This window comes from Saccharopolyspora galaxeae (assembly GCF_016526145.1).
Taxonomy (GTDB): domain Bacteria; phylum Actinomycetota; class Actinomycetes; order Mycobacteriales; family Pseudonocardiaceae; genus Saccharopolyspora_C; species Saccharopolyspora_C galaxeae.
In genome coordinates this window covers 144,982-167,405 of the sequence record NZ_JADDUE010000012.1, presented here as the reverse complement: position 1 = coordinate 167,405, position 22,424 = coordinate 144,982, and the positions used below count along the sequence as shown (strand labels likewise).

Annotated in this window: 21 protein-coding genes and 1 pseudogene; 9 read left to right on the top strand and 13 right to left on the bottom strand. The window is 69.3% G+C overall.

What is annotated here, in order from left to right; translation table 11 throughout:
- Positions 1-155 precede the first annotated feature (155 nt).
- The 4 genes from INP57_RS24935 to INP57_RS24920 form a co-directional block, all read right to left on the bottom strand.
- Positions 156-548: a hypothetical protein gene (locus tag INP57_RS24935; protein ID WP_200072764.1), complete on the bottom strand. Its 393-nt coding sequence runs from the start codon at positions 546-548 to the stop codon at positions 156-158.
- A 329-nt stretch (positions 549-877) separates the two neighbouring features.
- Positions 878-3,733 carry a penicillin acylase family protein gene (locus tag INP57_RS24930; RefSeq protein ID WP_200072763.1) on the bottom strand — a complete coding sequence of 952 codons (2,856 nt, stop codon included), beginning with the start codon at positions 3,731-3,733 and terminating at the stop codon, positions 878-880.
- Positions 3,734-4,068: 335 nt separating this feature from the next.
- Positions 4,069-5,001: an SGNH/GDSL hydrolase family protein gene (locus tag INP57_RS24925; protein WP_307850270.1), complete on the bottom strand. Its 933-nt coding sequence runs from the start codon at positions 4,999-5,001 to the stop codon at positions 4,069-4,071.
- 101 nt (positions 5,002-5,102) lie between these two features.
- The gene (locus tag INP57_RS24920; RefSeq protein WP_200072762.1) at positions 5,103-6,026 is read right to left on the bottom strand and encodes a pseudouridine-5'-phosphate glycosidase; all 924 of its coding nucleotides are present in this window, start codon (positions 6,024-6,026) and stop codon (positions 5,103-5,105) included.
- Between INP57_RS24920 and INP57_RS24915 the strand changes: the two genes are divergently transcribed.
- Together INP57_RS24915 and INP57_RS24910 are read left to right on the top strand one after the other, a co-directional pair.
- Positions 6,025-6,264, top strand: a complete 240-nt coding sequence (locus INP57_RS24915) for a hypothetical protein (protein ID WP_200072761.1) — start codon at positions 6,025-6,027, stop codon at positions 6,262-6,264. The two genes, INP57_RS24920 and INP57_RS24915, sit on opposite strands and share 2 nt — an antisense overlap.
- A 44-nt stretch (positions 6,265-6,308) precedes the next feature.
- Complete coding sequence (locus INP57_RS24910) at positions 6,309-7,160, top strand: helix-turn-helix domain-containing protein (protein WP_200072760.1); 852 nt, start codon at positions 6,309-6,311, stop codon at positions 7,158-7,160.
- A gap of 433 nt (positions 7,161-7,593) precedes the next feature.
- Here INP57_RS24910 and INP57_RS24905 read toward each other — a convergent pair whose 3' ends face one another.
- A complete protein-coding gene (locus INP57_RS24905; protein ID WP_200072759.1) occupies positions 7,594-7,827 on the bottom strand; it encodes a hypothetical protein in 234 nt (77 codons plus the stop codon).
- 327 nt (positions 7,828-8,154) lie between these two features.
- Between INP57_RS24905 and INP57_RS24900 the strand changes: the two genes are divergently transcribed.
- Positions 8,155-8,991 carry a helix-turn-helix domain-containing protein gene (locus INP57_RS24900; RefSeq protein WP_200072758.1) on the top strand — a complete coding sequence of 279 codons (837 nt, stop codon included), beginning with the start codon at positions 8,155-8,157 and terminating at the stop codon, positions 8,989-8,991.
- Positions 8,992-8,999: 8 nt separating this feature from the next.
- Positions 9,000-9,197: a DUF397 domain-containing protein gene (locus INP57_RS24895; RefSeq protein WP_200072757.1), complete on the top strand. Its 198-nt coding sequence runs from the start codon at positions 9,000-9,002 to the stop codon at positions 9,195-9,197.
- A gap of 58 nt (positions 9,198-9,255) precedes the next feature.
- Here INP57_RS24895 and INP57_RS24890 read toward each other — a convergent pair whose 3' ends face one another.
- The 5 genes and pseudogenes from INP57_RS24890 to INP57_RS24870 all read right to left on the bottom strand — a co-directional run bounded on the left by INP57_RS24890 (position 9,256) and on the right by INP57_RS24870 (position 14,390).
- Positions 9,256-10,038 (bottom strand): S1 family peptidase, encoded by a 783-nt coding sequence (locus tag INP57_RS24890; RefSeq protein WP_200072756.1) that lies wholly within the window; start codon positions 10,036-10,038, stop codon positions 9,256-9,258.
- A 634-nt stretch (positions 10,039-10,672) separates the two neighbouring features.
- A complete protein-coding gene (locus tag INP57_RS24885; RefSeq protein WP_200072755.1) occupies positions 10,673-11,599 on the bottom strand; it encodes a nucleotidyl transferase AbiEii/AbiGii toxin family protein in 927 nt (308 codons plus the stop codon).
- Between the two features lie 21 nt (positions 11,600-11,620).
- Positions 11,621-12,379 (bottom strand): type IV toxin-antitoxin system AbiEi family antitoxin domain-containing protein, encoded by a 759-nt coding sequence (locus INP57_RS24880; protein WP_200072754.1) that lies wholly within the window; start codon positions 12,377-12,379, stop codon positions 11,621-11,623.
- Between the two features lie 82 nt (positions 12,380-12,461).
- Positions 12,462-13,078 (bottom strand): annotated as a pseudogene (locus INP57_RS24875) (response regulator).
- 64 nt (positions 13,079-13,142) lie between these two features.
- Entirely contained in the window at positions 13,143-14,390 is a 1,248-nt protein-coding gene (locus tag INP57_RS24870; RefSeq protein ID WP_200072753.1) for a sensor histidine kinase, read from the bottom strand.
- 187 nt (positions 14,391-14,577) lie between these two features.
- Between INP57_RS24870 and INP57_RS24865 the strand changes: the two genes are divergently transcribed.
- The 3 genes from INP57_RS24865 to INP57_RS24855 are packed head-to-tail and all read left to right on the top strand — an operon-like array spanning position 14,578 to position 18,054.
- Positions 14,578-16,059 carry an ArnT family glycosyltransferase gene (locus INP57_RS24865; protein WP_200072752.1) on the top strand — a complete coding sequence of 494 codons (1,482 nt, stop codon included), beginning with the start codon at positions 14,578-14,580 and terminating at the stop codon, positions 16,057-16,059.
- Positions 16,060-16,072: 13 nt separating this feature from the next.
- Complete coding sequence (locus INP57_RS24860) at positions 16,073-16,579, top strand: PH domain-containing protein (RefSeq protein ID WP_200072751.1); 507 nt, start codon at positions 16,073-16,075, stop codon at positions 16,577-16,579.
- Positions 16,576-18,054, top strand: coding sequence for a PH domain-containing protein (locus tag INP57_RS24855; protein ID WP_200072750.1), 1,479 nt, complete (start codon positions 16,576-16,578; stop codon positions 18,052-18,054). The genes INP57_RS24860 and INP57_RS24855 overlap by 4 nt, the downstream gene beginning before the upstream one ends.
- Before the next feature lie 220 nt (positions 18,055-18,274).
- Here the strand turns inward: INP57_RS24855 and INP57_RS24850 are convergent, their stop codons facing one another.
- The 3 genes from INP57_RS24850 to INP57_RS24840 form a co-directional block, all read right to left on the bottom strand.
- The gene (locus INP57_RS24850; RefSeq protein ID WP_200072749.1) at positions 18,275-18,466 is read right to left on the bottom strand and encodes a DUF397 domain-containing protein; all 192 of its coding nucleotides are present in this window, start codon (positions 18,464-18,466) and stop codon (positions 18,275-18,277) included.
- Positions 18,467-19,315, bottom strand: coding sequence for a helix-turn-helix domain-containing protein (locus tag INP57_RS24845; protein ID WP_200072748.1), 849 nt, complete (start codon positions 19,313-19,315; stop codon positions 18,467-18,469).
- 296 nt (positions 19,316-19,611) lie between these two features.
- Entirely contained in the window at positions 19,612-21,345 is a 1,734-nt protein-coding gene (locus INP57_RS24840) for a pyruvate dehydrogenase (RefSeq protein ID WP_200072747.1), read from the bottom strand.
- Positions 21,346-21,518: 173 nt separating this feature from the next.
- Between INP57_RS24840 and INP57_RS24835 the strand changes: the two genes are divergently transcribed.
- Together INP57_RS24835 and bcp are read left to right on the top strand one after the other, a co-directional pair.
- Positions 21,519-21,686, top strand: a complete 168-nt coding sequence (locus INP57_RS24835) for a hypothetical protein (protein ID WP_200072746.1) — start codon at positions 21,519-21,521, stop codon at positions 21,684-21,686.
- A gap of 258 nt (positions 21,687-21,944) precedes the next feature.
- Positions 21,945-22,418 carry a thioredoxin-dependent thiol peroxidase gene (bcp, locus tag INP57_RS24830; RefSeq protein ID WP_200072745.1) on the top strand — a complete coding sequence of 158 codons (474 nt, stop codon included), beginning with the start codon at positions 21,945-21,947 and terminating at the stop codon, positions 22,416-22,418.
- Positions 22,419-22,424: the final 6 nt, after the last annotated feature.

Below are 22,424 nucleotides of genomic sequence, written 5' to 3'. Positions count from 1 at the left end.
CAAGGACCTCCATCGTTCGGTGCGTGATGTGGTGATCCACACCGAACCTGGGGGTCCTTCCTATTCCAAGATCATCCAACCGCATGTTCCAAATTCACAACCTCCCGAGGCACTACAGCTACCGGCACCGCCACGCAAACCGCTCTGAATGATCTTCAATATCCATCGCCGCCGAAGAAGATTTCTTCGATGTGGTCCGCCGTGTCGGACACGAAGGTCAGCGGGTCGATGAACTCGTTGATGTCCAGGTTCATCAGCGGGATCGAGTGCCGCAGCACCACGTGCTCGCCCATGATGACCGCGCCGCACACGACGGAGGTCTCGCCGATCTCCGCGAGCAGCCGGTGCAGGTCCACATCCGCGACGCGGCCGCACACCGAGGCGATCTGCACCCAGTCCTCGCGCTTGTCCAGCTCCTCGCGGCAGATCATGATGACCTGGCTGCGGTGGTCCTCGTACTCGATGAGGATCCGGATCTCGTCGCCGGTGTCCTCGATGACCTTGTACTCGGAGCGGACGAAAGTGGCGATGTCGCCCCAGGTGGCCATGTTGCTCCTCAGCTCGTGATCGTTTCCGACACGAACGGTAGTGCATCGATCACGCCGCCCGGAACACGGCGACCGCGTGACACCGACTCCCGTTTTCTCCAGGAGTGAACGGACTGTTCGACCAATCTAGTGGGACCAACAGTCCGTTCACTCGGCCCGAGTCGCCCGGATCGAGCGATTCGCCCGTGTGTCGGCCGCACGGTTTCTCCAGGAGTGAACGGCCTGTTCGACCAATCTAGTGGGACCAGCGGTCCGTTCACTCGGAGCGGGCCGGGTTCGGTGCGGCTCCGCCACCGGCACCGCCGCGTTGCTGCTCGCGAACGGAATCCTCAGCGGTGCGCGGGGAATTCGACGACCTGCTGGTAGGTGGGGCGGTTCTGCCAAGTGGCCTTGTCCTGCGCGATGCCGCCGATCTTGTTGTGGATCAGCGAGTCGGCGCACCACTGGTCGCCGGGTTCGCAGTCGCCGTCGCCGGGGTAGGTCTGCTCGGGCGGTTCGGCGTCGGCCGCGGCGAGCGTGTCCAGCAACGTCTGCCGGCATTCGCCGAGATCCCCGCCACCGCACAACGTCTGCTTGCCGTTGACCTCGGGGAACCCGCCAGGCACGGGTTCGCCGAGCGCGCCGCGGATGTTCTTCGACACCTGCCCGTACCAGCCGTCCAGGAACGCCGAGCCCTGGTGCTCCTGCCCGACGTGCTCGCCCGGTTGGGCGTTCTGCCAACCGGAAGGCGACTCGTTGATCTGCTCGGCCTCGGTGAGCGCCCGGAACGCGTCCGGCCCGACCGCGGGTTCGAAGATCCCCCGCGTCAGCAGCGGCCACCACGCGTCCATGAGCTTGATCGCTTCGGCGTGCTCGTACTCGTGGCTGCCCGGTTCGGTTTCGGTGCGCTTGCCGCCGTCGGCGAGCCAGGCGCGCAGCGACTCGATCCGCCGGGCCGTGCCCGGGTCGTTGACCGGCGCGGATTCAAGCACTCGCAGCAGATCCGGCAGCACGCGCTCGGCCTTGAGGTCGGTCAGCGCCGCGTCCTCCATGGCCTTGGTGAGGTCGGCGCGATCGACGTCACCTCGCTCGACCAGGTCCCGCACCCGCGAGTCGAGCAGGTCGCCGCGCTGCACCGCGCCCATGTTCGGCAGCGCACCGGCGGTTCCGGGCGCTTGCTTGTTGTTCCAGCTGATCAGGTAGTCCTGATCGACGACCTGCGGATGCTGCTCGGGCGGCGTGTAATCCGCGGTGTTGGTGTCCGGATTCCAGCCGCGCCAGTCGAACCCCGACCGCACCGGCATGTTCGAGTCCACATCGGACGGACGGTGCGGGTTGTCGCCCGAGTTGAAGTAGGCGGTGTGCGCGGCGTCGGCGTAGAACCAGTTGAACGTGTAGTTCACGTCCTGCGCGGCCCGCTGGAACGCCTGCGGCGACGTGATCACGTTGGGGTCGTTGAACTTCTGGAAGCCGATGATGGAGTCCACCTCGTGCTTGAACGTGGAGCGCGCGGTGGTGTAGGCGACCGGTTTGCCGTCGATCGTGGCGCGATGCGTCACCGGCCCGTAGCGCGTGCGCAGCGACACCAGCCGGTAGGAGCCTTCCGAGGTGTCGTCGCCGAGGTTCGGTTCCCAGGAGTTGCGCCGCTCGACCCGCTCCATCGGCAGGCACTCGCCGCGGAACAGGTAGTGGCCGGAGTCCTTGGTCACCGGCCGCCCGTCCGGTTCGCACAGCTCGACGGCGTAGGTGTCGATCATGTCCTGCGCCGCGGTCGTCGCGCTCCACGAGTAGTCCTGGCCGCGGCCGAGCAGCGTGTAGAAGCTCAGGCCCGCGAACGACGCGCCCTTCGAGGAGATCCCCGGCCCCTGCAGCTCCTGCAAGGTCAGCAGCTGCGGGGCGAAATACCCGGTCTGCGGCCCGAAAACGGCCACCGGGTTGCCACTTTCGGTGTGCGCGCCGGAAACGGCCAGCGCGTTGGACATGCCGCGCGGTTCGGCCAGGTCCGCGGGCACCACGCCGTCGTCGAAGATGCCGCGCAGCGACTCCACCGGATCGAGGTCCGAAGGCAGCGGATGCTGGCGGGATTTCGGTTTGTCGGCACCGCTGTCCGGGTCGTTGGCCGAGCCGGTCGGGTCGAAGACCTGTTGCTGCGGAGTCACCGAGCCCGGATCCGGCAGCGCTTCGCCGCGCGGATCATCCGGCGTCGTCGCATACGGGAACTTCTGTCCGTTGTGGACGGTCGAGATGGCTTCCGGGTCGTTCTCCGCGCGGAAGGTGCGCCACACCTGTTCACCGCGCTCCGGGCCGAACTTCTCCTGCAACTCCATCCGGGCGACGGCGTGCTGCACCTCGTTGCCGCCTCCGCCGCCGAACTGCGCGCCGACCAGCGAGGCGAGCACGACGAGGTCGGTGAGCTTGAACGGCTCGATCTCGCCTTCGTTGGTGATCGCGTCGACGTGCCCGGTGGCGACGTACTCACCCGGGAAGGTCCGGTCGTGGTGCGCCTGCGCGATGTAGTCGTTGATTCCGTCCACGTAGGACTTCGCATCGGCGAGCGCCTGCTCGCCCGCCGGTCCTTCTTGCGCAGCCGAGTCGATCTGCTGCTGCAGCTCCTGCTCGGTGTACGGGGAGGTGGCGAAGAAGTCCTGCTCCAGCTTCCGGTTCGCCGCGGCACCGCCCGCGAACGGGGTCACCTCGCCGCGGCCCGCGCGGCGGAGCGCGTCCATCAGGAACAGCTTGTCCTCGGCGGTCGTGTAACCGGCGCCGAACGTGGTGCCGCCGCGGGTGCTGCCGTAGATGTGCGGGATTCCGGCGGTCTTGTCGCGGACCACCGTGACGTCCTCGCGCGGCTGGTAGCGGCGCTCGACGTCGTCCGGCGCCACGCCGAAGGAGTTGTCGTTGAAGAACTCGTTGATCGTGCCGGTGTCGAGCTGCTTGTAACCGGCGGCGAGGTCGTCGTACTTGCCGAGCTGGTCGTCGGAGTGCGGCGGCATCGTGCCCAGCAGCATGTGCCCGGCGAGGTCGGCCAGCGTCGCGTTGCCGTTCTGACCGGGCGGCAGCACGTGGTGGCACTGGTCGCCGCAGTAGTCCGGCGCGGGGTTGCGCACCGGGTCCGGCTGCGGGCTCGCGGTCGCGGGCGGAGCCAGGAGCAGAGCACCGAGCACGGTCCCCACGCTGAGCAAAGCGATGCTGCGGTGCCCTGTCATCCGATCCTCCCCGTCGATCTGCCGCGGGACGCTAATCGGCGGAGCCCGAAAATGAAAGGGTTTCACGTTCATTCTGGGCTGTTCGGGTGAAGGAGCAGCGGGGTGCGCTGCGCCGGATGCCGCTCGGCGCCGCATCCGAGGAGGCTGCCGGGTACAACCGGATCGCTCGCCGCCGCTGGTGCTTCCGGCATCCGTCGGCAGCTCGGCGCGGTCGGCGCCGGGAGATCAGCGGGGCTGGCTTCCGGAGTTCCGCAGGCAGGTCGGCACGGCTCGCACCGTGGCCGGCAGATCGACGCGGCTCGCGCTCGGGTTTTCGGCAGGTCGAGAGGCCCGGCTCAACCAGACCGCTCCTCCCCCGGGCCGAGCGGGAACGACTCGGACGGCAGGGGCTCGGAGTGCAGCGAATCGGGCGGCAGGGAACCGGAGGGCTCCGGCCGCGCAGGCTCGACCAGCTTGAGCCGCCGCCTGGCCCGCCGCTCCCTGCGCATCGCCACGGCCTCGCGCCACACCACCAGCACCCCGTGCGGCAGCAGGTCGAATCCGCGCCGGAACAGCCACGGCACGCCCTTGAACAGCAGCCACGCCAAGTGCTGCCAAGCCCGCACCCGCGCGCCGCCGGAGCAGCGCAGGCTCACCGGACACGGCACCGGGCACCCGGCGCCGGCCAGCGAGTCGGCCATCGCCCGCGCCAGCATCCGGTGCCCGAGTTCGGACGGGTGCAGCCGGTCCACCGCCCACGTCGCGAGGTCGTAGGCACCGGGCAGCGCGTCCAGGTCGACGCAGCACGCGCCGTGCCGCGCGACCACCGCGTCGATGACCTCGTTGACCTGCTCGATCCGTTTGCGCAGCGCGCGGTGCAGCGGCGCGGGCAACCGGAACACCCGGCCGTGGTCGTGGTACCGCGCGGTGACCACGAGTGCGCCTGCGCCGGTGAGCCCGCCGATCACCGCGTCCAGCTGCCCGCGCATCCGCGCCGGGTCGAAGTCCGAGCGCAGGGTGTCGTTCATGCCCACCACCAGCGCCACCGCGTCCGGCCGCAGCCGCAGCGCCGCCGGGTACTGCTCGCCGTGCACGTCCGCGACCCGCGCTCCGGATGTCGAGAGGTTCGTCAGCGCCGCCCCGCCGAGCGCGTCCGCGAGCAGCGGGCCGAATCCGCGCCACCCGCCGCCGGGCAGCTTGTCGCCGATGCCGAGGGTGGTCGAGTCGCCGAGCGCCACCAACGTCCGCACCGGGCGGGCGCCGGTGGCTTCCGTTCGCAGCTCGCTCACCCGCCCACCGTCGCCGCCGCAGGCTCACCTCGGGTGAGGAGACGGTGACCGGGCGGGGACGAACTGGGTAAATCTCACTGCGCGGATTCTGCGCAACACGTTCAGCTCGCCGCCTGCGCGCACTCCGCGGCGACCGCGATGTTGTGGAAGTAAGCGGCCAGGTTCGCCTCCAGGCTGCGATCACCGGTCGCCGCCCGGATGTGCTCGAGCAGGAAGGGCGTGGTCGCCGGACCGCTGATGCCGCGTTCCCGGGCGGCCTGCCAGGCTTCGGCAACGACCCGCTCGTGCAGTTCCGGGTCGAGCTGCGCGGGCAGCGGGACCGGGTTGGCCAGCACCGTCGCCGCGCGCAGCCCGAGCTTGCGGCGGGCGGTGAGCAGCGCGGCCACCTCGGCAGGAGTGTCCAGGCGGTGATCCAGCGCGAAACCGGAATCCGCGACGTAGAAGCCGGGGAACTGGTCGGTGCCGAACCCGACGACCGTGATTCCCAGCGTCTCCATCCGCTCCAGCGTCGCCGCCCGGTCCAGGATCGACTTCACGCCCGCGGTGACGACGGTGATCGGCAGCGTCGCCAGCAGCGGCAGGTCGGCGGATTCGTCGTAACTCGGCGGTTCTTCGATGCCGCCCGCGGCTCCGTGGTGCACCCCGCCGAGCCCGCCGGTGGCGAAGAACTCCAGCCCGGCCCGATGCGCCAGCCAGGCCGTGGCCGCGACGGTCGTGCCCGCGGACCTCGATTTCGCCCACAGCACGGGCAGGTCCCGCACGCTGGCCTTGGCCGCGTCGGTTCCGGCGAGCCGGTGCAGTTCGCCGGGGGTGAGCCCGACCTTGGGCACGCCGTCGAGCACGCCGGTGGTCGCGGGGACCACTCCGGCGCGGCGCAGCGATTCTTCGGCTTCTTCGGCGATTTCGGCGTTGCGCGGGCGTGGCAGGCCGTGCGTGATGATGCTCGTTTCGAGGGCGACCACGGGTCTGCCGTCGCCGACCGCCTCGCGGACCTCGGCGGAGATCGCCGGTAGTTCAGGACTCATGGCCGGGTTTCTAGCAGCCGCCGGGGCGCTGCGGGCCATGGTGTGCGCTGCGGCCGGACGCGTGCGCCGGGAAAGCCCGATACTCGTTTCGCTGGAAATTGCCGCGAAAACTTTGGAATATACCCACCGGCTGCCATTTGCCCCGCAACGGATGCACCTGCGAAAACAGCGCCGCAGTGGGATTCTTACCGGATTCGGCAAAACATTGCCGAAGTCCGGCAACTGCACAAACACCTGATCGAGCGAAAGATTTGTCCGCGCGCTGATCATATTCTGGTAACCATGTCGAACTCCCCCCGCGCGCGGGCGCTGGCTGCCGAGGTCCGGGCCGCGCGCAAAGGCAGCGGCATGTCGCAAGGGCTCGTGGCCGAACAGCTCGGGTGGAGCATCGCGAAGGTCAGCCGGATCGAAACCGCCCAGCGCGGCCTGACCGCAGCGGACCTCGCCGCGATCCTCGCGGTGCTGCGCATCCGCGGGCAGCGGCGCGAATACCTGCTGGGACTGGCCGAAGAACTGGACCACCCCGCTTGGTGGGAGGCGATGAGCGGGTTGTCCGCGCACGTGCGGGCCACCATCGACGCGGAACAGCGGGCCAGCCGCATCGCCGAACTCGCGCTGGCCTACGTGCCGGGGCTGCTGCAGATCCGCGCCTATTCGGAGGCGGTGCTCGGTGGAAACGCCGCGGAATCCCGCAACACCGACGAGGCGGCCAACGTCTGGCAGGTGCGCCAGGGCATTCTGCACCGCGCGGAGCCGGTCGCGTTCGAGGCGTTCCTGGACGAGTCGGTGCTGCGCAGACCCGTCGGCGGCCCCGCGGTCGCGGCCCGGCAGTTGCGGCACCTGGCCGAGCAGCAGGCCGAGCACGTCTCGGTGCGGGTGCTGCCCACCGAACTCGGCGCGCACATCGGGCTGAACGGCGCGTTCACGCTGATCGAGTTCGAGCACGGCATGACCAGCGTGCTGGTGCAGAGCCAGGAAACCGGTGCGCTGCTGGCCGAGCCGGAGGACGACGCCCCGTTCCGCGGCTCGCTCGCCGAGCTGGACCGGGTGGCGCTGGACGTGGCGGACTCGCGTCGGCTGATCACCACCCACGCCGAGCATTTCGAGGCGCAGGAGGAAATCGCGACACTCTGAAGAATCCCGATCCGATGTGGACGGTATTCGTCGCGCTCAGTACGCAACCGTGCCACCGGAACCGCTGAGCCGCGCACAGCACCCACGTTCTCCAGGAGTGAACGGACCGTTCGCCCAATCTAGCCGGACCAACAGGCCGTTCACTCGGGTCCACTTCACCCGGAGCGAGTGATGCGCGGGCGTGTCGGTTCTTGTGCTCAGCGGAGCGGCTGGGTCGGGGTTTCGCGAGGAGTGAACGGACCGTTGGACCAATCTATTGGGACGAACAGGCCGTTCACTCGGTGAGAGGTGGGGCGCGTCGCTGGTCGGGGTCCGCGACGCGCCCCCGTCGGTCTCCGTCGCGCGGTCGGCGGAGTTCGGCCGCTGCGGGCGGGAGACCGCCCCGGGCTCGTGCGGCGGGGAGGCGGGAGGCCGCTCGAGCCCGGAGAAGCCGCTAGTCAGATCGGGGCGTGCCGGGCGTCGGCTGCGTCGCGCGCAGAATCCCGTTGCACGCCGGGCAGGTCGGCGCCGCGAACCAGTCCACTTCGGACACTTCAGCGGTCAGCTCCAGCTGAGCGCCGCACACCGAGGTCGCCTCGGTTCTGCCACTCCACCGGCGCCCCCAGAAGGCGTGGCGCACCGAATCACTGCTCGGCCGCCAGAAGTGCCGCAACGATTCCTCAGCCATCCCCCGACCCCACTTCCGCGCACGACCGGCACGCATCGCGATCGAACTCCCCGTCCGGGCAAGCGCCGCGCCGCAGATGCACCGGCCCGTAGACGAAAGCACCGCAAGCCGACGGCAACGCCCCGCCATCGGTCCGCCGCACCACATGCCATCGCGAATCCACCGGGCCGCACGAAGCCGCCCACACCGAGTCCGTCATCTCGAAATCCCCCTGGTACCGACTGTCTCTGCCGTTACCGCACCAGGTAATCATCGACTGTTCCGGAGCCGCAAGAACGCTTTCGGGGGATCTTCAACTCCCGATCTGCTCGGCATATTCTGTGGTGCATGGCTGGTACCACCCCGAAGGCGCGAGCACTCGGCGCAGAACTCCGAACCGCGCGCGATGCCGCGGGGTTCAGCGTCCGCACATTGGCCACCGCGCTGGACATCTCACACGCGACGCTGTCCCGCTGGGAGACGGGCGATCGCTCGCCGAAGCCCGAGATGGTCGCGGCTTACCTGGCGAAAGTCGACGCACCCGCCGAACTCCGCAGCGAGCTGGTAGAACTCGCACGCAACCCGGACGGCCCGCACTGGCTTTCCGTGGGGATGCCGGAGCAGCAACGGCAACTCGGCGCCCTGGTCGACATGGAGAGCACGGCAACCGCGATGACGACGGTAGCGCCGAATCTGGTTCCTGGATTGCTGCAGACCGCCGACTACGCACGAGCGATCATGGTCGCTGGCAACGTCACCGGATCGGAAATTGCGACCCGCGTCGCGGTCCGCGTGGGACGACGCGAAGCGATCGTCCGGAAGAACCCTGTGCAAATGCAGGCATTCATCGGCGAGCCGGTCCTCATGCAAACCATCGGTGGCGCCGAGGTGATGGCCGATCAGCTCGCGAAGCTGCTGGATTTCGGGCAGCTGCCGAACGTGACGATCCGGGTCATGCCGACTCGTTGTGAGTGGCATCCCGGCCTTGAGGGACCCTTCCTGCTCATGGACTTTGCGGACCAGGGTCCGGTGGTCCACCTCGAGAATCGGGTTTCCGCTCTCTTCCTGCACGAGCCGAACGACATGCAGCAGTACCGGGACGCGGCCGAGGCCATCGCGGAGGCGTCGATGAGCGAAGCGGATTCGCGCGAGCTCATCGCGAAGTTGAAGGAAGAGAAGGAGTGAAACTCATGATGCCCGAGCACATCACCAACTGGCGAAAGTCCAGCCGCAGTGTCAACACGGACAAGTGCGTCGAGGTCGGCCGTGTGCTCGACGGATCGGCGGCGGTCCGCGATACCAAAGATCGTGCCGCCGGACATCTCACCACGAGTCCATCGCAATGGTTATCGTTCATAACCGCCCTCAAGTCCGGCCGCTACGACAACTGACCGCAGCTGCGAAAAGGCGCGGGAGAACCGATCTCCCGCGCCTTTCGCGTGCGTGCGATCAGGAGTTGATCTGCTCGGTCAGCTCCTGGTTGTAGGCGCCGACGCGGCCGTAGATGCCGGGCTTGCCGGGCCGGGCGCAGCCTTCGCCCCAGGACGTGACACCGATCAGCCTGCCGTCGGCGACGATCGGGCCGCCGGAGTCGCCCTGGCAGGCGTCCACGCCGCCCTCGGGCAGCCCGGCGCAGACCATCGCGTCCGGCTTGTACTCCTGGTACGCGGCGGAGCAGTCCGCGTCCGATCGCACCGGCACGGTCGCCTTTTGCAGGTGGTCGGAGCTCTGGCCGCCCTCGCTGGTGGTGCCCCAGCCGAGGACCGTGGCCGGGGTGTCCGGCGCGTAGCCGGGGTCGTCGGCCGCGGCGAGTTCGATCGTGGGCTGCTGGACCGGCGCGGACAACGTCAGCACCGAGACGTCGGCGCCCAGCGTGGCGTCGGTGTAGTCCGGGTGCACCCAGATGTCGCTGACCTCGGAGACCGTGCCCTCGTTCCCGCTCAGCGAAGTCTGGCCGCTGAGCACGTTGACGTTCGCGGGCTGTTCGCCCTGGGTGCAGTGCGCGGCGGTGACGACCTTCGTAGGGGACGCCAGCGAACCGCCGCAGAACTGCTGCCCGTCCGGGGTGGTCAACGCGACGACGAACGGGTGATCGGCGATCTCGGCGTCCTCGCCGCCGACGACGAACGGGTTGACGTCGGCCGAAGCCTGACCGACCGACAGCGTGGCGAAAGCCGACAGCGCGACCGCGGTGAGACCCGCGAACCGCGCGATGCGTGGGGCAGCGACCATTTCGTTTCTCCTCCAAGTCGCGCCCGGGGCAGTGGGGCGCCCCGGACGTGGCGATGTCCCGGGCGACCGGCCGCGGCGCAACGCGGACTCGACCCGGAGTTCCCGGTGAAACGCCGCGTCCGCTGCGCTGCAACGGGAAACCGATCGAACCTTAAACGTCGCCGCATTCCGCCCAAAAGTCCCGCTATTTGCCGTTTTCCCAGCTCCAGCGGCCTATTGTGCGAATTCCGCGAATCGGCTGCGAGCTAGCCCGGCGGATCGAGAGGATCACCCGGAGCGCGTCCCCGGCACGCCCCGAACGCGCCGGGGACGCGGCCGCCCCGGCCGGAACTCCCACCGGCCGGGGCGCACGCCACCGGTCCCCGCACCGTGGCGGAAGCGTCCCCCTCCCGGCCCCGACCGCCGGTCGTACCGAGGACGCCGCACCCGGTTTACCCAATGCCGTGTGGCATATACCAGACCCTATTCGGGGCGGACTTCGCCGCACTCGACTGAATCGGCGCTGACCAGGCACGCTCCGAAGATCACAGGTTGATTGCGGAGCGCCGGAAGCGGTGCCCGCGGCGCAGCATCCGCTGCACTGCGGCCGGTCCCGCTGACACACCCGACCAGCGCCGATCACGCGCGATCAGCGCTATTCGAGCTGCGGAATCCAGTGCGACTCGACCGGATCCCAGCGTCCAGGCGATTCAGCGGCGAGCAACGGCGTCACGAAACGGTCGACCAGCTCGACGGCTTCGCTCAACCGCCGGTACTCGCCGAGTCCAGGCACACCGGCCGCCTCGCGTTGGTATCCGCTCTCCCAGACCTTCCGATCCGGCACGGTGAACCGCACCGGCAGCGCCTGCAACGTTCCCGCGTCACGCCGGCGGTTCGCCTCAGCCTGCAGCGCATCCCGGGCCACCCGCCCGTCGAGCGGGTCACGCAACGCGATGACGACGAGGTCGACCAGGTCTTTGAGCCGGGTCGAACCGGTGCAGCCGTACTGCTCGTACAACGCGCAGATCTTGTCCGCGACATGGTCCGGCAACGGGTATAGGAGAACGTTGGGCCAGGTGTCCGCACCGAGATCGAGGTCGATCGGCGGGTTCAACTGCCGGACACCGGGTTCTCCCAACGGAGCCAGGTCAGCTACGAGGTCGACGCTGACCATCACAACGGGCTTGCCGCCCAAGTACGGCTGGAATCGCACGCGACGGGCGATCCGCCCTTGGGTCTCCCGCGTCGTGTCGTAGTGCTCGAAACGCAAGAAGTCTCCGAGTTCGAGCCCCGCCGCCCGGCGCAACGCCTTGACCGCGTCGTCCAAACGTCCTTCATCCGGTCGATAGAAGAGATCGATGTCGCGCGAGTGGCGAGCATCCGGGTAGCGGACCAGCAACGCTTGCCCGCCCTTGAGCAACCACCCGTGCGGATCATCGACGAATACCCGCGCAAGCAGTCTGGCCAGGTAGAAGCGGCGAAGAATCTCGTTGGTGTCGACGCCTTCGGCCGAAGCGGCGGCATTGGCGCGTTTGTGCAGCGCGGCACGGAGCGCTTGCGGGCTGCGGTACGGGTTTGTCACCACGGGCTCGTCTCGTCAGTGCTATTTCGAGTGCACGCTTGTGTCCAGGTTCAGCATTGCTTCGCTCAGCGCTTCTGCTATTCGCTGTTGTTCCGCGAGAAGGCTCCGCACCTTGTCGAGTCCGGTCGTCCGAACAGCATCGATGTGGCTGCGCAGATGCTCGAGCAGCGCTCGCCCGTCGCGGCCGGTGACCCCATAGCGCCGTGCGTAAGGCGCGGCGCGGTCGGCGAGCTCATCGAGATCGACCTTGCCCGCCCGGTCGGCTTCCTGGATGACCTGCGCGAGATGGCTGGCGTCCACGCGATCGGCCATCAGATCGACGATCGTGCGCAGCACGGTCGTGATCGGCAGTCCGTCGACGAGCGTCACGTCGTCTTCGGGCAGCTCAGCGCGCCGCAGCCGGACGGAGGTGTCCCGGACGCGGCGGCGGCGCGGCACCGTCATCTCGATGCGTGGCACGACCAGATCGCCGAGTCCGTGCAGCAGCGCTGCCGAGCGATGCGAGACGACCCCACCGTCGCGATCGAGCTTCGGCCGCCGCCAGCCGGGCTGGCTCGGGTTGAGCTTCAGCCACACCGCCTTCTCGTCTTGGTGGCCGGTCATCTCGCCGGCGGACACCGCGTACACGCCGTGGCGCACCTGCGTCAGCAGCCCGGCTTCGACCAGGCGCACCAGCGTCGTGGTGTTCACGCCGAGCTCACCGGCCTGCGCGGTGGTGAGCAGCCCCCACTGGTCGCTGCTCACCTCAGCCAGGCGGGACATGGCCTCAAACACCTTCATGACACCGAACCATACGCCGCTTGCGCAACGTTTGCTACTTCCGATGAAGCTTTTGGTGCATCGAGTTGTAGTTTTCGGTGTGTCAGCGTGCGATGAGCCCCGCCTCGTAAGCCAGCAGCCCGGCCTGCACGCGGTTGCCGCAGTCGAGCTTGACCAGCATCCGCGAGACGTAGCCCTTCACCGTCGCCTCGGACAGGTGAGCCGCTGCCCGATCTGCGCGTTCGACAGGCCTTCGCCGAGACCGGTGAGCACCTCCACCTCCCGCTCGGTCAGCTCCCGCACCAGCCGCAGCGCCCGCTGCCGGGCACCCTGCTCGCCGGAGGACGCGGCCACCAGCCGCTGCGCGGCCTGCGGTGAGAGCACGGTGTGCCCGTCCGCAGCGACCCGCACCAGGCCGAGCAGGTCCTCCGGCGGCGTGGACTTGACCAGGAATCCCGAGGCACCGGCCCGCAACGCGCGCAACACGTACTGGTCCGCGTCGAACGTGGTCAGCGCGACCACGGCGGGCGGGTCGGGCAGCCGGCTGATCCGCTCGGTGGCGGTGAGCCCGTCCACCCCGGGCATCCGCAGGTCCATCAGCACCACCCGCGGCCGGTGCCGCACCACTGATTCCACGGCGGCCGCGCCGTCCTGCGCGTCGTCGACGACTTCGATGTCCGGGGCGGAACCGAGGATCGTGCGCAGGTGCGCGCACACCATCGGCTCGTCGTCGACCACGACCACGCGGACGGGCTCGCTCACCGCTGGGCCTCCTGCAGAACGCCTAGCCGTCCGAGCCGGCTTCGGCAGTGGGCACGTACGCAGGGAGTATGGCACTGACCTCGAAACCCCCGTCCGGCAGCGGACCGGCCCGGAAGGTGCCGCCGACGAGTTCCACCCGCTGCCCCAGCCCTTGCAAGCCCGCGCCGGAACCGCTGCCCGCCAGCTCGTGGTCGCCGGCCGGTGGAGTGTTCCGCACGGTCAGCAGCACCCGTTCGCCGTCGTAGACCACGCCGACGTCGACCTCGGAATCGGGCGCGTGCTTGTGCACGTTCGTCAACGCCTCCTGCACCACGCGATAGGCGGTGCGGCTGACCAGCGGCGCGACTCCCGCGGTTCCGCCCTGCTCGGTCAGCCGCACCGGGATGCCCACCGCCTCGGTCTCGGCGATCAGCCCGGACAGGTCCGGCAACGCGGAGCGCTCCGACTCGTCCGGCGAGTCCTCGCCGCCGGAGCGCAGCACGCCGATGAAGTCGCGCAACTCGTCCAATGCCTGGCAGCCGCCGGAGCGCAGTTCCTCGGCGGCGGAGCGGGTCGGCTCGTCCTGCGCGGTGACGCCGAGCGCGCCGGCCTGCAGCACCATCAAGCTCACCCGGTGCGTGACCACGTCGTGCATCTCGGCGGCCATCTTCGCCCGCTCGTCCGCGCGGGCCTGCTCGGCGAGCAGCTCCTGTTCGCGCTCGGCGCGTTCCGCGCGGTCCCGCAACGCGGTGACCAGCTTGCGCCGCGCCGCGATCCACGCGCCCAGCACCGGCGGGAACGCGGTGATCCAGAAAGCATTGCTCATCGTCTCGCTGTCCGGATTCGTCCACAGCCGCAGCGCGGTGAGCACGACGACACCGACCAGCACCCAACCGGTGATCTGCCGCTTCCGGCCGGTTTCGTAGGCGGCGAACGCGTAGAGCACGAACGGGAGCACACCCGGCATCCACGGGTCGGTGCGCTGGTTCATCGGCAGGAACGCGCCGATGCCCGCGGAAAAGGTCGCGGCGTGCAGCAGCATCGCCGCCGCGCCCGCGCACAGCAGCGCGAACGGGAATCGCCGCCGCACCAGCAAGCTCACGGTGAACAGGTGCATCAGCAGCTGGGCGACCCAGCGCCCGCCCATCCAGCTGTAGTCCTGCGGCGGCAGATCCGGCGGGTAGAAGCTCGCCAGGATCGGGCCGAGCGGCAGCAGGACCGCGACCAGCGCCACGTCGAACACCGCTGCACGCGGCGAATCCCACAGGTACCGCCAGATCGGACGTCGCACGGGCTCACGGTAGCCGCCGTGCGGGCGCGAACGGCCGCGGAAACCCACCGTCGTCGGTGGCGGAACCTACGAAAGTTGCACCGGTGATCACCGGAGGTCGCTACCTTCAGGTACCAAGCGCCGTCGCACCGCCAGCGCCCGATGTCCTGGAATGGCGGCGAATCGCGCAAGGACCTTTGGGGGAACCATGCAAGCAGTGCTCGCACCGGAGAGGTCGGCGCCGCCCGGCCGACCGTCGCTCGCGTGGCGGCCGGTCCTGCTGATCGCCGCGGTGTTCACGGCCTTGCACGCGATCGCGAGCGCGTTCGGCGGCTACTGGCTCGACGAGGCTTACATGCTCGCGATCGGCCGGTACCACCTGGACTTCGGCTACGTCGACCAGCCGCCGATGGCTCCGCTGCTGGCCGGGGCGTTGGAGTGGCTGGCGCCGGGCGTGCAGCTGTTGCCGCGGGTGGTGATGACGCTGATCTCGGCCACCGGTGTGCTGCTGGCCGGGATGCTGGCGCGCGAGTTCGGCGGTGATCGGCGGGCTCAGCTGCTCACCGCGCTGGCCTTCGCCACCGGGACCTGGACCGCGCTCACCGCGCACTGGCTCACGCCCTACGCCATGGAAGTTCCATTGTGGATGGTGCTGACGTGGTTGCTGGTGCGCTGGCTGCGGCTGGACGCCGAGGACCGCGCCGACGATCGGCTGCTGCTCGCCATGGGCGCGGTGATCGGCGTGACGATGCAGACGAAGTTCCAGATCGCCCTGCTGTGCGCGGCATTGCTGGGCTGCGTGCTGGTGTTCGGACCGCGGCGGCTGCTGCGGCGGCCGATGTTCTGGGCCGGAGTCGGGATCGCGCTGATCATCGCGGCACCGACGCTGATCTGGCAGGCGGCGCACGGGTGGCCGCAGCTGGCGATGGGCCAGGTCGTCACCGAGGAGACGCCTTCGCTGAGCAACGGCAGGCGAGGGATGGCCGTCGGAGGAATCGTCTCCGCCGGTGTGCTCGGCGTGCCGCTGCTGCTCTGCGGCATCGGGCGGATGTTGTTCGGCAAGGACATGCGGCCTTACCGGTTCATCGCGGCCGCTTTCCTCGTGCAGTACGTGTTCTACGTCGTCACCAGCGGGCGGCCGTACTACCTGATCGGCATGTACGGAGTCCTCGTGGCGGCCGGAGCGGTCGGCCTGCAACGGCGACGCGAGGCAAAGACCGCGCACTCGTCCCGGAACTGGAGCTGGGTGCGCTGGCCGGTCGGCGTGGCAGCCGTGCTCACCGCGGGCGGGATGGTCTGGCTGTCCACGGTCGCCATGGGAGATCCCGCCAAACCCCTGGACCGCACCATCACCGAGTACACCGCGGCCGAGTACCGAGCGCTTCCCGCCGGGGTCCGGGAACGGACCGCACTGGTCACCGGCAGCTACGTGCCCGCTGCGATGCTCGACGCGCACTCCGCCGAGTCCGGCCTGCCGCTGGCGCGCAGCGCGCACCGCGGCTACGGGTTCTTCGGGCCTCCCGGGCCGCAGGCGGACAACATCCTGCTGGTAGGCAAGGAGGTCGACGAGTGGCGGCCGCTGTTCGCGCAGACGCGGCTGGTCCGCGGCGGCGACATCCCGGTGTGGCTGCTCACCGGCCGCGAACAACCCTGGCCGCAAGTCTGGGAACAGGTGCGAAGCCTTGCCTGATCGGAGAAATCGAGTGTCCACAGCGGAGGAAGGCGGGGTGCGGCTGCGCCCGCCCCGCAACCCGGTCGACCGCCGCTCCATCGGCTGGTGGACGGTGCAAGCCTTGGTCGTGGCCGTGCCGCTGCTCGTCGTGCTCGGCGTGCTGGCGGCCCTGATCACTCCGGCCAGGCCGTGGCTGCTGCTCGGGCTCGCTGTCGTCGCAGTTGTCGCACTGCCGTACGTGGTGGTGCGACCGCAGTGGAGCTATCGGGTGCACCGCTGGGAAACCACCGACGAAGCCGTCTACACCGCGGCGGGCTGGGTGCGCCAGGAGTGGCGGATCGCGCCGATGTCCCGGATCCAGACCGTGGACACCGCGCGCGGGCCGGTGCAGCGCCTGTTCGGGCTCTCCAGCGTCACCGTGACCACCGCATCCGCGGCCGGGCCGTTGCGCATCGACGCGCTCGACCAGCACGTTGCCGCCGAGCTGGTCACCCGGCTCACCGCGAAGACCCAGGCCGCGCGAGGAGACGCGACATGAGCTGGCAGAAGCTGAACGGCCGGATCGTGGCCGCGCTGGCCATCCTGGTGCTGGCGCCGATCGTGCCGACCATCGCGGTGATGCTGATCGCCGGAGCGGGAGCGGACGCGGTGCGCAACGTCGCCCAGGTGTATTCGGCGATCGCGGCGCTGCTGGTGCTGTCCCGGGCGCTCGAGTGGTACGCGACCAGCTACCGGATCACCGACGAACGGGTCGAACTGCGCAGCGGAGTGGTCTCGCGCAACCACCGCTCGCTGCCGCGCGAGCGCATCCGCAGCGTGGACCTGACCGCCGATCCGGTGCACCGCCTGCTCGGGCTCGCCGTGGTCAAGATCGGCACCGGGGCGCAAGGAGCGGGCGAGCTCAAGCTGGACGCGGTCGCGCGCGGCGAGGCCGACCGGATCCGAACCGAGCTGCTCCCGTCCACTTCGGACGGTCAGGATGCTCCGCTGGCGCGGCTGAATCCCGCCTGGCTGCTGTATTCCGCGGTGACGCTGTCGATGATGCTGGCGGTTTGGGGCGCGATCGCCTCCGCGTTCGGTTCGCTCTCGGACGTGTTGCAGAAGTTCGGGCTGTACGGGGAAATCGGCGAGCTGTTCCGGTCGGTGCCGCTGTGGGCGGGCATCGGCGTGCCGGTCGCGGCGGTGCTGCTGACCGGTGTGCTCGGGGCTTTCCTGCTGTCGCTGGAGTTGTGGTGGGACTTCACGCTCACCCGGGAGGACTCCGGAACGCTGCGGGTGCGGCGCGGGCTGCTGACCCGGCGCTCGATTTCCCTTGAGGAGCAACGACTTCGCGGCGTGGAGGTCGCCGAGCCGCTGCTGCTGCGCTGGACCGGCGGCGCGCGCACGAACGCGATCGCCACCGGGCTCAGCGAGCAGGCCGACGGCAAGAACCAGCCGGACGCGAAGACGCTGCTGCCACCGGCACCTCGCGCGCAGGCCATGCGAGTGGCCGCGGCGGTGCTGCGGGAACCGGAATCGGGGGAACCGGAATTCCCCTCCACCGCCGAGTTCCGCCCGCATCCGCGTGCCGCGCTGCGGCGGCGGCTCACCTGGGGATCACTCAGCGCCGCACCGTTCGCAGCCTTCGTGATCACCGCCGCCGCGCTCGGCTGGATCCCCTGGTGGCTAGCGGTAGTGGTGGCCGCGCTGAGCGTCGCGGTCGCGGCCGCGTTCGCCGTCGACGCCTACCGCAACCTCGGGCACCGGCTGCACGGTCGGTTTCTACTGGCGCGGCGGGGAAGCGGGCTGCGGAGAACGGTGGCGCTGCAGCGCAGCGGGATCATCGGCTGGCGCTTCGAGCAGTCGTTGTTCCAGCGCCGCGCCGGACTGCTGGACGTCGTCGCCACGACCGCGGCCGGGACGGGCCGCTGCACGGTGCCGGACGTGGCGGCAGGAGCGGGTCTGGAGTTCGCCGAGCAGACCGTTCCGGGACTGGTCGCCCCGTTCCTCGAACCCAGCCACCCGGAGGATTAATGCGGTCCGCCGCCGCGGCCATCCGGGTGAGACGCAATTCGCAGTATTTGCGCCGAGCACCCGTGATCAAGCCCCGGATCGGAGCATTTTCCGGTGATCAACAGCGGAATAATCCAGATCGGATAATGCCGGCCGAGCGGGTGCGGATCTGGCGACCCGCCCGGATCTGGTGGATTCCGGCGCGCCGGGAACTCCGATGCCTCGGGCGCGCGCTACGGGATCAGCGGTCGAACTCGCCGCGCTTGATGCGCTGGACGAAGCCCGCCCACTGCGCGGGTGTGACGGTGAAGTAGCCGCCCGGCCGGTTCTTGGTGTCCCGGACGCCCACGCGCCCGGTCCCGAATCCGACCTCCACGCACTGCCCTTGATGCGAGGTGCGGCTGCTCGTACGCCAACCCGTGACGTATTCCATCTACAGCTCTCCTATGCGCTCCTGAATCAGCTGACCAGACCCTTCCGGGTTGATCGCATGTGCGCGTAGATGGTCCATCATCGTCGCGTACTTCAACAGCTCGTTATCCCGTTCGAGGTAAAGGCCACCGACGTGGGTTTCCAAATAGACCACATCCGGATCGATGTGATTGGAGTAGCGCAGGATGACGAAAGGACCCGCCTGCGCCGGATGCGCGCCCACCTCCAGCGGCATGACCTGCACCGTCACGTTCGGCAGCTCGGAGAGCTTGAGCAGGTGCTCCAGCTGCTTGCGCAGCACGTCGGTACCGCCGACCACGCGGCGCAGCGCGGCTTCCCCGATCACCGCCCACAAGTCCAAGGGCTGGGAGCCGGTGATCCGGTCCTGCCGTTGCATCCGCAGCTCCACCCGGCGGGTGATCTCCGGTTCGTGCGCGCGGATCAGGGTGGATTTGGTGATGGCGTAGGCGTATTCCTCGGTTTGCAGCAGGCCGGGGATCGCCTCCGACTCGTAGGTGTGCATCGAGGAGGCCTCGGCCTCCAGGCCGACGTAGGTCTCGTACCACTCCGGCAGCACGTCGCTGTAGGAGTGCCACCAGCCGCGCTTGCGGGCATCGCGGGCCAGGTTGATCAGGTGCTCGCGCTCGGCGCCGGTGATGGCGTAGAAGTCCAGCAACGCGCTCACGTCGCCGATCGAGGGGGAACGCTTCGCGGTTTCGAACCGGCCGATCTTGGCCTGGGTGCAACCGAGGTGCGCGGCGGCCTGCTGCTGGGTCACCTCCGCCCGTGCCCGGAGCGTGCGCAGCTCCGCGGCGAGGCGTCGGCGACGCACCGTGGGACTCACTGTCATGAAAACAGTGTCCACCTCTGCCCACAGCGAGTCACCACCGCATCACCCGGACAAGGTGAGCAGGCAGCGGCTGCCGGTTGCCGCGTAGCTCGCGGGATGCGCAGTCCGCTGCCGCTGACCGCCGCGCCCGAGCCGCGGCTTTTCGTTGGCACGCGGGCTGATCGATGCTCTCGGCGGCGTTCCGGCCGACTCGCGGCCGACCGGGCGAACAGCTGGAACAAGACCTCAACAAGCTTACGCTGAGCAACGATCGACGCGAATGATCGAATTTCGACATAACCGAGCAGCGTGAACGCTCAGCGCCCGGGGATGTTGCGCAGGTTGCTGCGCGCCAGCTGCACCATCTTGCCGACCCCGCCGGAGAGCACCGTGCGGCTCACCGCCAGCGCGAACCCCTTCACCTGCGTGCCGGTGATCCGCGGCGGGATGGACAGCGCGTTCGGGTCGGTGACCACGTCCAGCAACGCGGGACCTCGGTACGCCAGCACCTCGGCCAGCCCATCGCGCACCTCGCCGGGCTTCTCCACCCGCACCGAGTGAATTCCCGCAGCGGCGGCCACCGCGGCGAAATCCGTCGCGTCGTAGTCGGTGCCGAAGTCCGGCAGACCGTCCACCAGCATCTCCAGCTTCACCATGCCCAGCGAGGAGTTGTTGAACACCACGGCCTTCACCGGCAACCCGCGCGAGCGCAACGTGAGCATGTCGCCGAGCAGCATGGACAACCCGCCGTCGCCCGCCATCGCCACCACCTGCCGCCGCGGGTCGACCAGCTGCGCGCCGATCGCCTGCGGCAGCGCGTTGGCCATCGAGCCGTGCACGAACGAGCCAAGCACCCGGCGGCGGCCGTTCGGCGTGACGTACCGGGCCGCCCACACGTTCGCCATCCCGGTGTCCACTGTGAACACCGCGTCGTCCGCGGCCAGGTCGTCGAGCACGTCGGCGACGTACTCGGGGTGGATCGGCACCTGGTTCTCGACGTTGGTGGTGTAGGCGTCCACGACCCGTTCGAGCTGCTCGGCGTGCGAGCGCAGCATCCGGTCCAGATAGCCGCGGTCGGACTTCTGCCGCAGCTGCGGCAGCACCGCGCGCACCGTCTCGCGCACGTCGCCCTGCACCGCCAGGTCCAGCACGGTGCGCCTGCCCAGGTGCGCCGGTTCGATGTCGACCTGGACGGTGTTGGCCTGCGGGAGGAAGTTGTCGTACGGGAAGTCGGTGCCCAGCAGCACCAGCCGGTCGGCCTTGCCCATCGCCTCCTGGCACGCGCCGTAGCCGAGCAGCCCGCTCATGCCCACGTCGTAGGGGTTGTCGAACTGGATCCACTCCTTGCCGCGCAGCGCGTGCCCGACCGGGGCGTTGAGCTTGCCCGCCAGCTCCATGACCTCGCGGTGCGCGCCGCGGCTGCCCGCGCCGCAGAACAACATCACGCGCTCGGCCGAGTTCAGCGACTCCGCCAACCGCTCGACCTGCGCAGGTGACGGCACGACGGTCGGCGGCTCGGAGTGCACCACGCCGGAACCGGTGGGCCGCGCGGCGGGTTTGTGCGCGATGTCGCCGGGCAGCACCAGCACCGACACCCCGCGTCGCCCCGCAGCGGTCTGGATGGCGCTGCGCAGCAGCCGCGGCATCTGCTCCGGCTGGGACATCAGCTCGCAGAAGTGGCTGCACTCGCCGAACAGCTTCTCCGGGTGGGTCTCCTGGAAGAAGCCGGTGCCGATCTGCTCGGACGGGATGTGCGAGGCCAGCGCCAGCACCGGCGCGCCGCTGCGGTGCGCGTCGTAGAGCCCGTTGATCAGGTGCAGGTTGCCCGGCCCGCAACTGCCCGCGCACACCGCCAGGCGCCCGGTGACCTGGGCTTCCGCTCCGGCGGCGAACGCGGCGGTCTCCTCGTGCCGGACGTGCACCCACTCGATGCCTTCGGTGCGCCGCACCGCGTCCACGACCGGGTTGAGGCTGTCGCCCACGATCCCGTAGATCCGCTGCACCCCGGCTTGCACGAGGACTTCGACGAACTGGTCTGCGACGGTCGGCATAGCTGCTCCCGCTGACTGGGCTACGACACGTTCCGCCACTCCGTGTACGCGCAGCGCACCGGCCCCGCAACACTGCTCGGCCGGGCGGGCCCCAGCACGCGGCGGTAACGTCCGCGCGGCCACCGGCGATCACTTCTTCGTCGACGTGCCCCTGCTCCCGGAAGGAAGACGCGGTGAACCTGCGCCTCTACACCGTTTGCGCGCTGTCCGTCACGATCTCGGCCGTGGCCGGACTTTTCGTCGGTGGGTTCATCGCATCCAGTGAACGGGACGAGCCGAAGGTGGCGGTGAGCACCGTCGGCCCCACCGCACCCGAAGATGTCGGGGCGCGACTGCGCTGACGTGCCCGCGGGCGGCGTGCGCCGGTGCACTTTGGTTCTGCTTCAAGAAGCGGCGGCAGCCGCTTGCGGCGTCCGAGGACTCAGCCGGACCACCGGCGGGTTCTCAGACGTCTTCTGGCGAGGACAGCGGCCCGGACCTATGAAGACGCCGAGTAGGGAGCTACTTCAGGATGAGATCCCGGAGCCAGAAGGCGTCTGAGGTTCCGCTACCTGACCCCTACGCAAACCGCTCACTGAACAGCCCCTAGCGTCGAGGGCATGAGCGAACAGCAGCGACTTGAGGCGGGTGACACCGCGCCGGAGTTCTCCCTGCCGGACGCCGACGGCAAGACCGTGGCGCTGGCCGACTACCGCGGCCGGTCCCTGGTGGTCTACTTCTACCCGGCGGCGAGCACGCCGGGCTGCACCAAGGAGGCCTGCGACTTCCGGGACAGCCTGGCGCCGCTGAGCGACGCCGGTTTCGACGTGGTCGGGATCTCCCCGGACAAGCCGGAGAAGCTGGCGAAGTTCCGGGACGCCGAAGGGCTCACGTTCCCGCTGCTGTCCGATGTGGACAAATCGGTGATGGCCGAGTGGGGTGCTTTCGGGGAGAAGAACAACTACGGCAAGGTCGTGCAGGGCGTGATCCGCTCGACGTTCGTGGTGGACCCCGACGGCAAGATCGCCAAGGCGCTCTACAACGTCAAGGCCACCGGCCACGTCGACCGCCTCCGCAAGGACCTCGGCGTCTGACTCCCC

What these genes read in the sequence shown, in the direction of transcription:
- INP57_RS24935 (WP_200072764.1), bottom strand. Translation starts at nt 548, where the DNA reads ATGGCCACCTGGGGCGACATCGCCACTTTCGTCCGCTCCGAGTACAAG.
- INP57_RS24930 (WP_200072763.1), bottom strand. Translation starts at nt 3,733, where the DNA reads ATGACAGGGCACCGCAGCATCGCTTTGCTCAGCGTGGGGACCGTGCTC.
- INP57_RS24915 (WP_200072761.1), top strand. Translation starts at nt 6,025, where the DNA reads ATGGCCGGGTTTCTAGCAGCCGCCGGGGCGCTGCGGGCCATGGTGTGC.
- INP57_RS24920 (WP_200072762.1), bottom strand. Translation starts at nt 6,026, where the DNA reads ATGAGTCCTGAACTACCGGCGATCTCCGCCGAGGTCCGCGAGGCGGTC.
- INP57_RS24910 (WP_200072760.1), top strand. Translation starts at nt 6,309, where the DNA reads ATGTCGAACTCCCCCCGCGCGCGGGCGCTGGCTGCCGAGGTCCGGGCC.
- INP57_RS24905 (WP_200072759.1), bottom strand. Translation starts at nt 7,827, where the DNA reads ATGGCTGAGGAATCGTTGCGGCACTTCTGGCGGCCGAGCAGTGATTCG.
- INP57_RS24900 (WP_200072758.1), top strand. Translation starts at nt 8,155, where the DNA reads ATGGCTGGTACCACCCCGAAGGCGCGAGCACTCGGCGCAGAACTCCGA.
- INP57_RS24895 (WP_200072757.1), top strand. Translation starts at nt 9,000, where the DNA reads ATGCCCGAGCACATCACCAACTGGCGAAAGTCCAGCCGCAGTGTCAAC.
- INP57_RS24890 (WP_200072756.1), bottom strand. Translation starts at nt 10,038, where the DNA reads ATGGTCGCTGCCCCACGCATCGCGCGGTTCGCGGGTCTCACCGCGGTC.
- INP57_RS24880 (WP_200072754.1), bottom strand. Translation starts at nt 12,379, where the DNA reads ATGAAGGTGTTTGAGGCCATGTCCCGCCTGGCTGAGGTGAGCAGCGAC.
- INP57_RS24865 (WP_200072752.1), top strand. Translation starts at nt 14,578, where the DNA reads ATGCAAGCAGTGCTCGCACCGGAGAGGTCGGCGCCGCCCGGCCGACCG.
- INP57_RS24855 (WP_200072750.1), top strand. Translation starts at nt 16,576, where the DNA reads ATGAGCTGGCAGAAGCTGAACGGCCGGATCGTGGCCGCGCTGGCCATC.
- INP57_RS24850 (WP_200072749.1), bottom strand. Translation starts at nt 18,466, where the DNA reads ATGGAATACGTCACGGGTTGGCGTACGAGCAGCCGCACCTCGCATCAA.
- INP57_RS24845 (WP_200072748.1), bottom strand. Translation starts at nt 19,315, where the DNA reads ATGACAGTGAGTCCCACGGTGCGTCGCCGACGCCTCGCCGCGGAGCTG.
- INP57_RS24840 (WP_200072747.1), bottom strand. Translation starts at nt 21,345, where the DNA reads ATGCCGACCGTCGCAGACCAGTTCGTCGAAGTCCTCGTGCAAGCCGGG.
- bcp (WP_200072745.1), top strand. Translation starts at nt 21,945, where the DNA reads ATGAGCGAACAGCAGCGACTTGAGGCGGGTGACACCGCGCCGGAGTTC.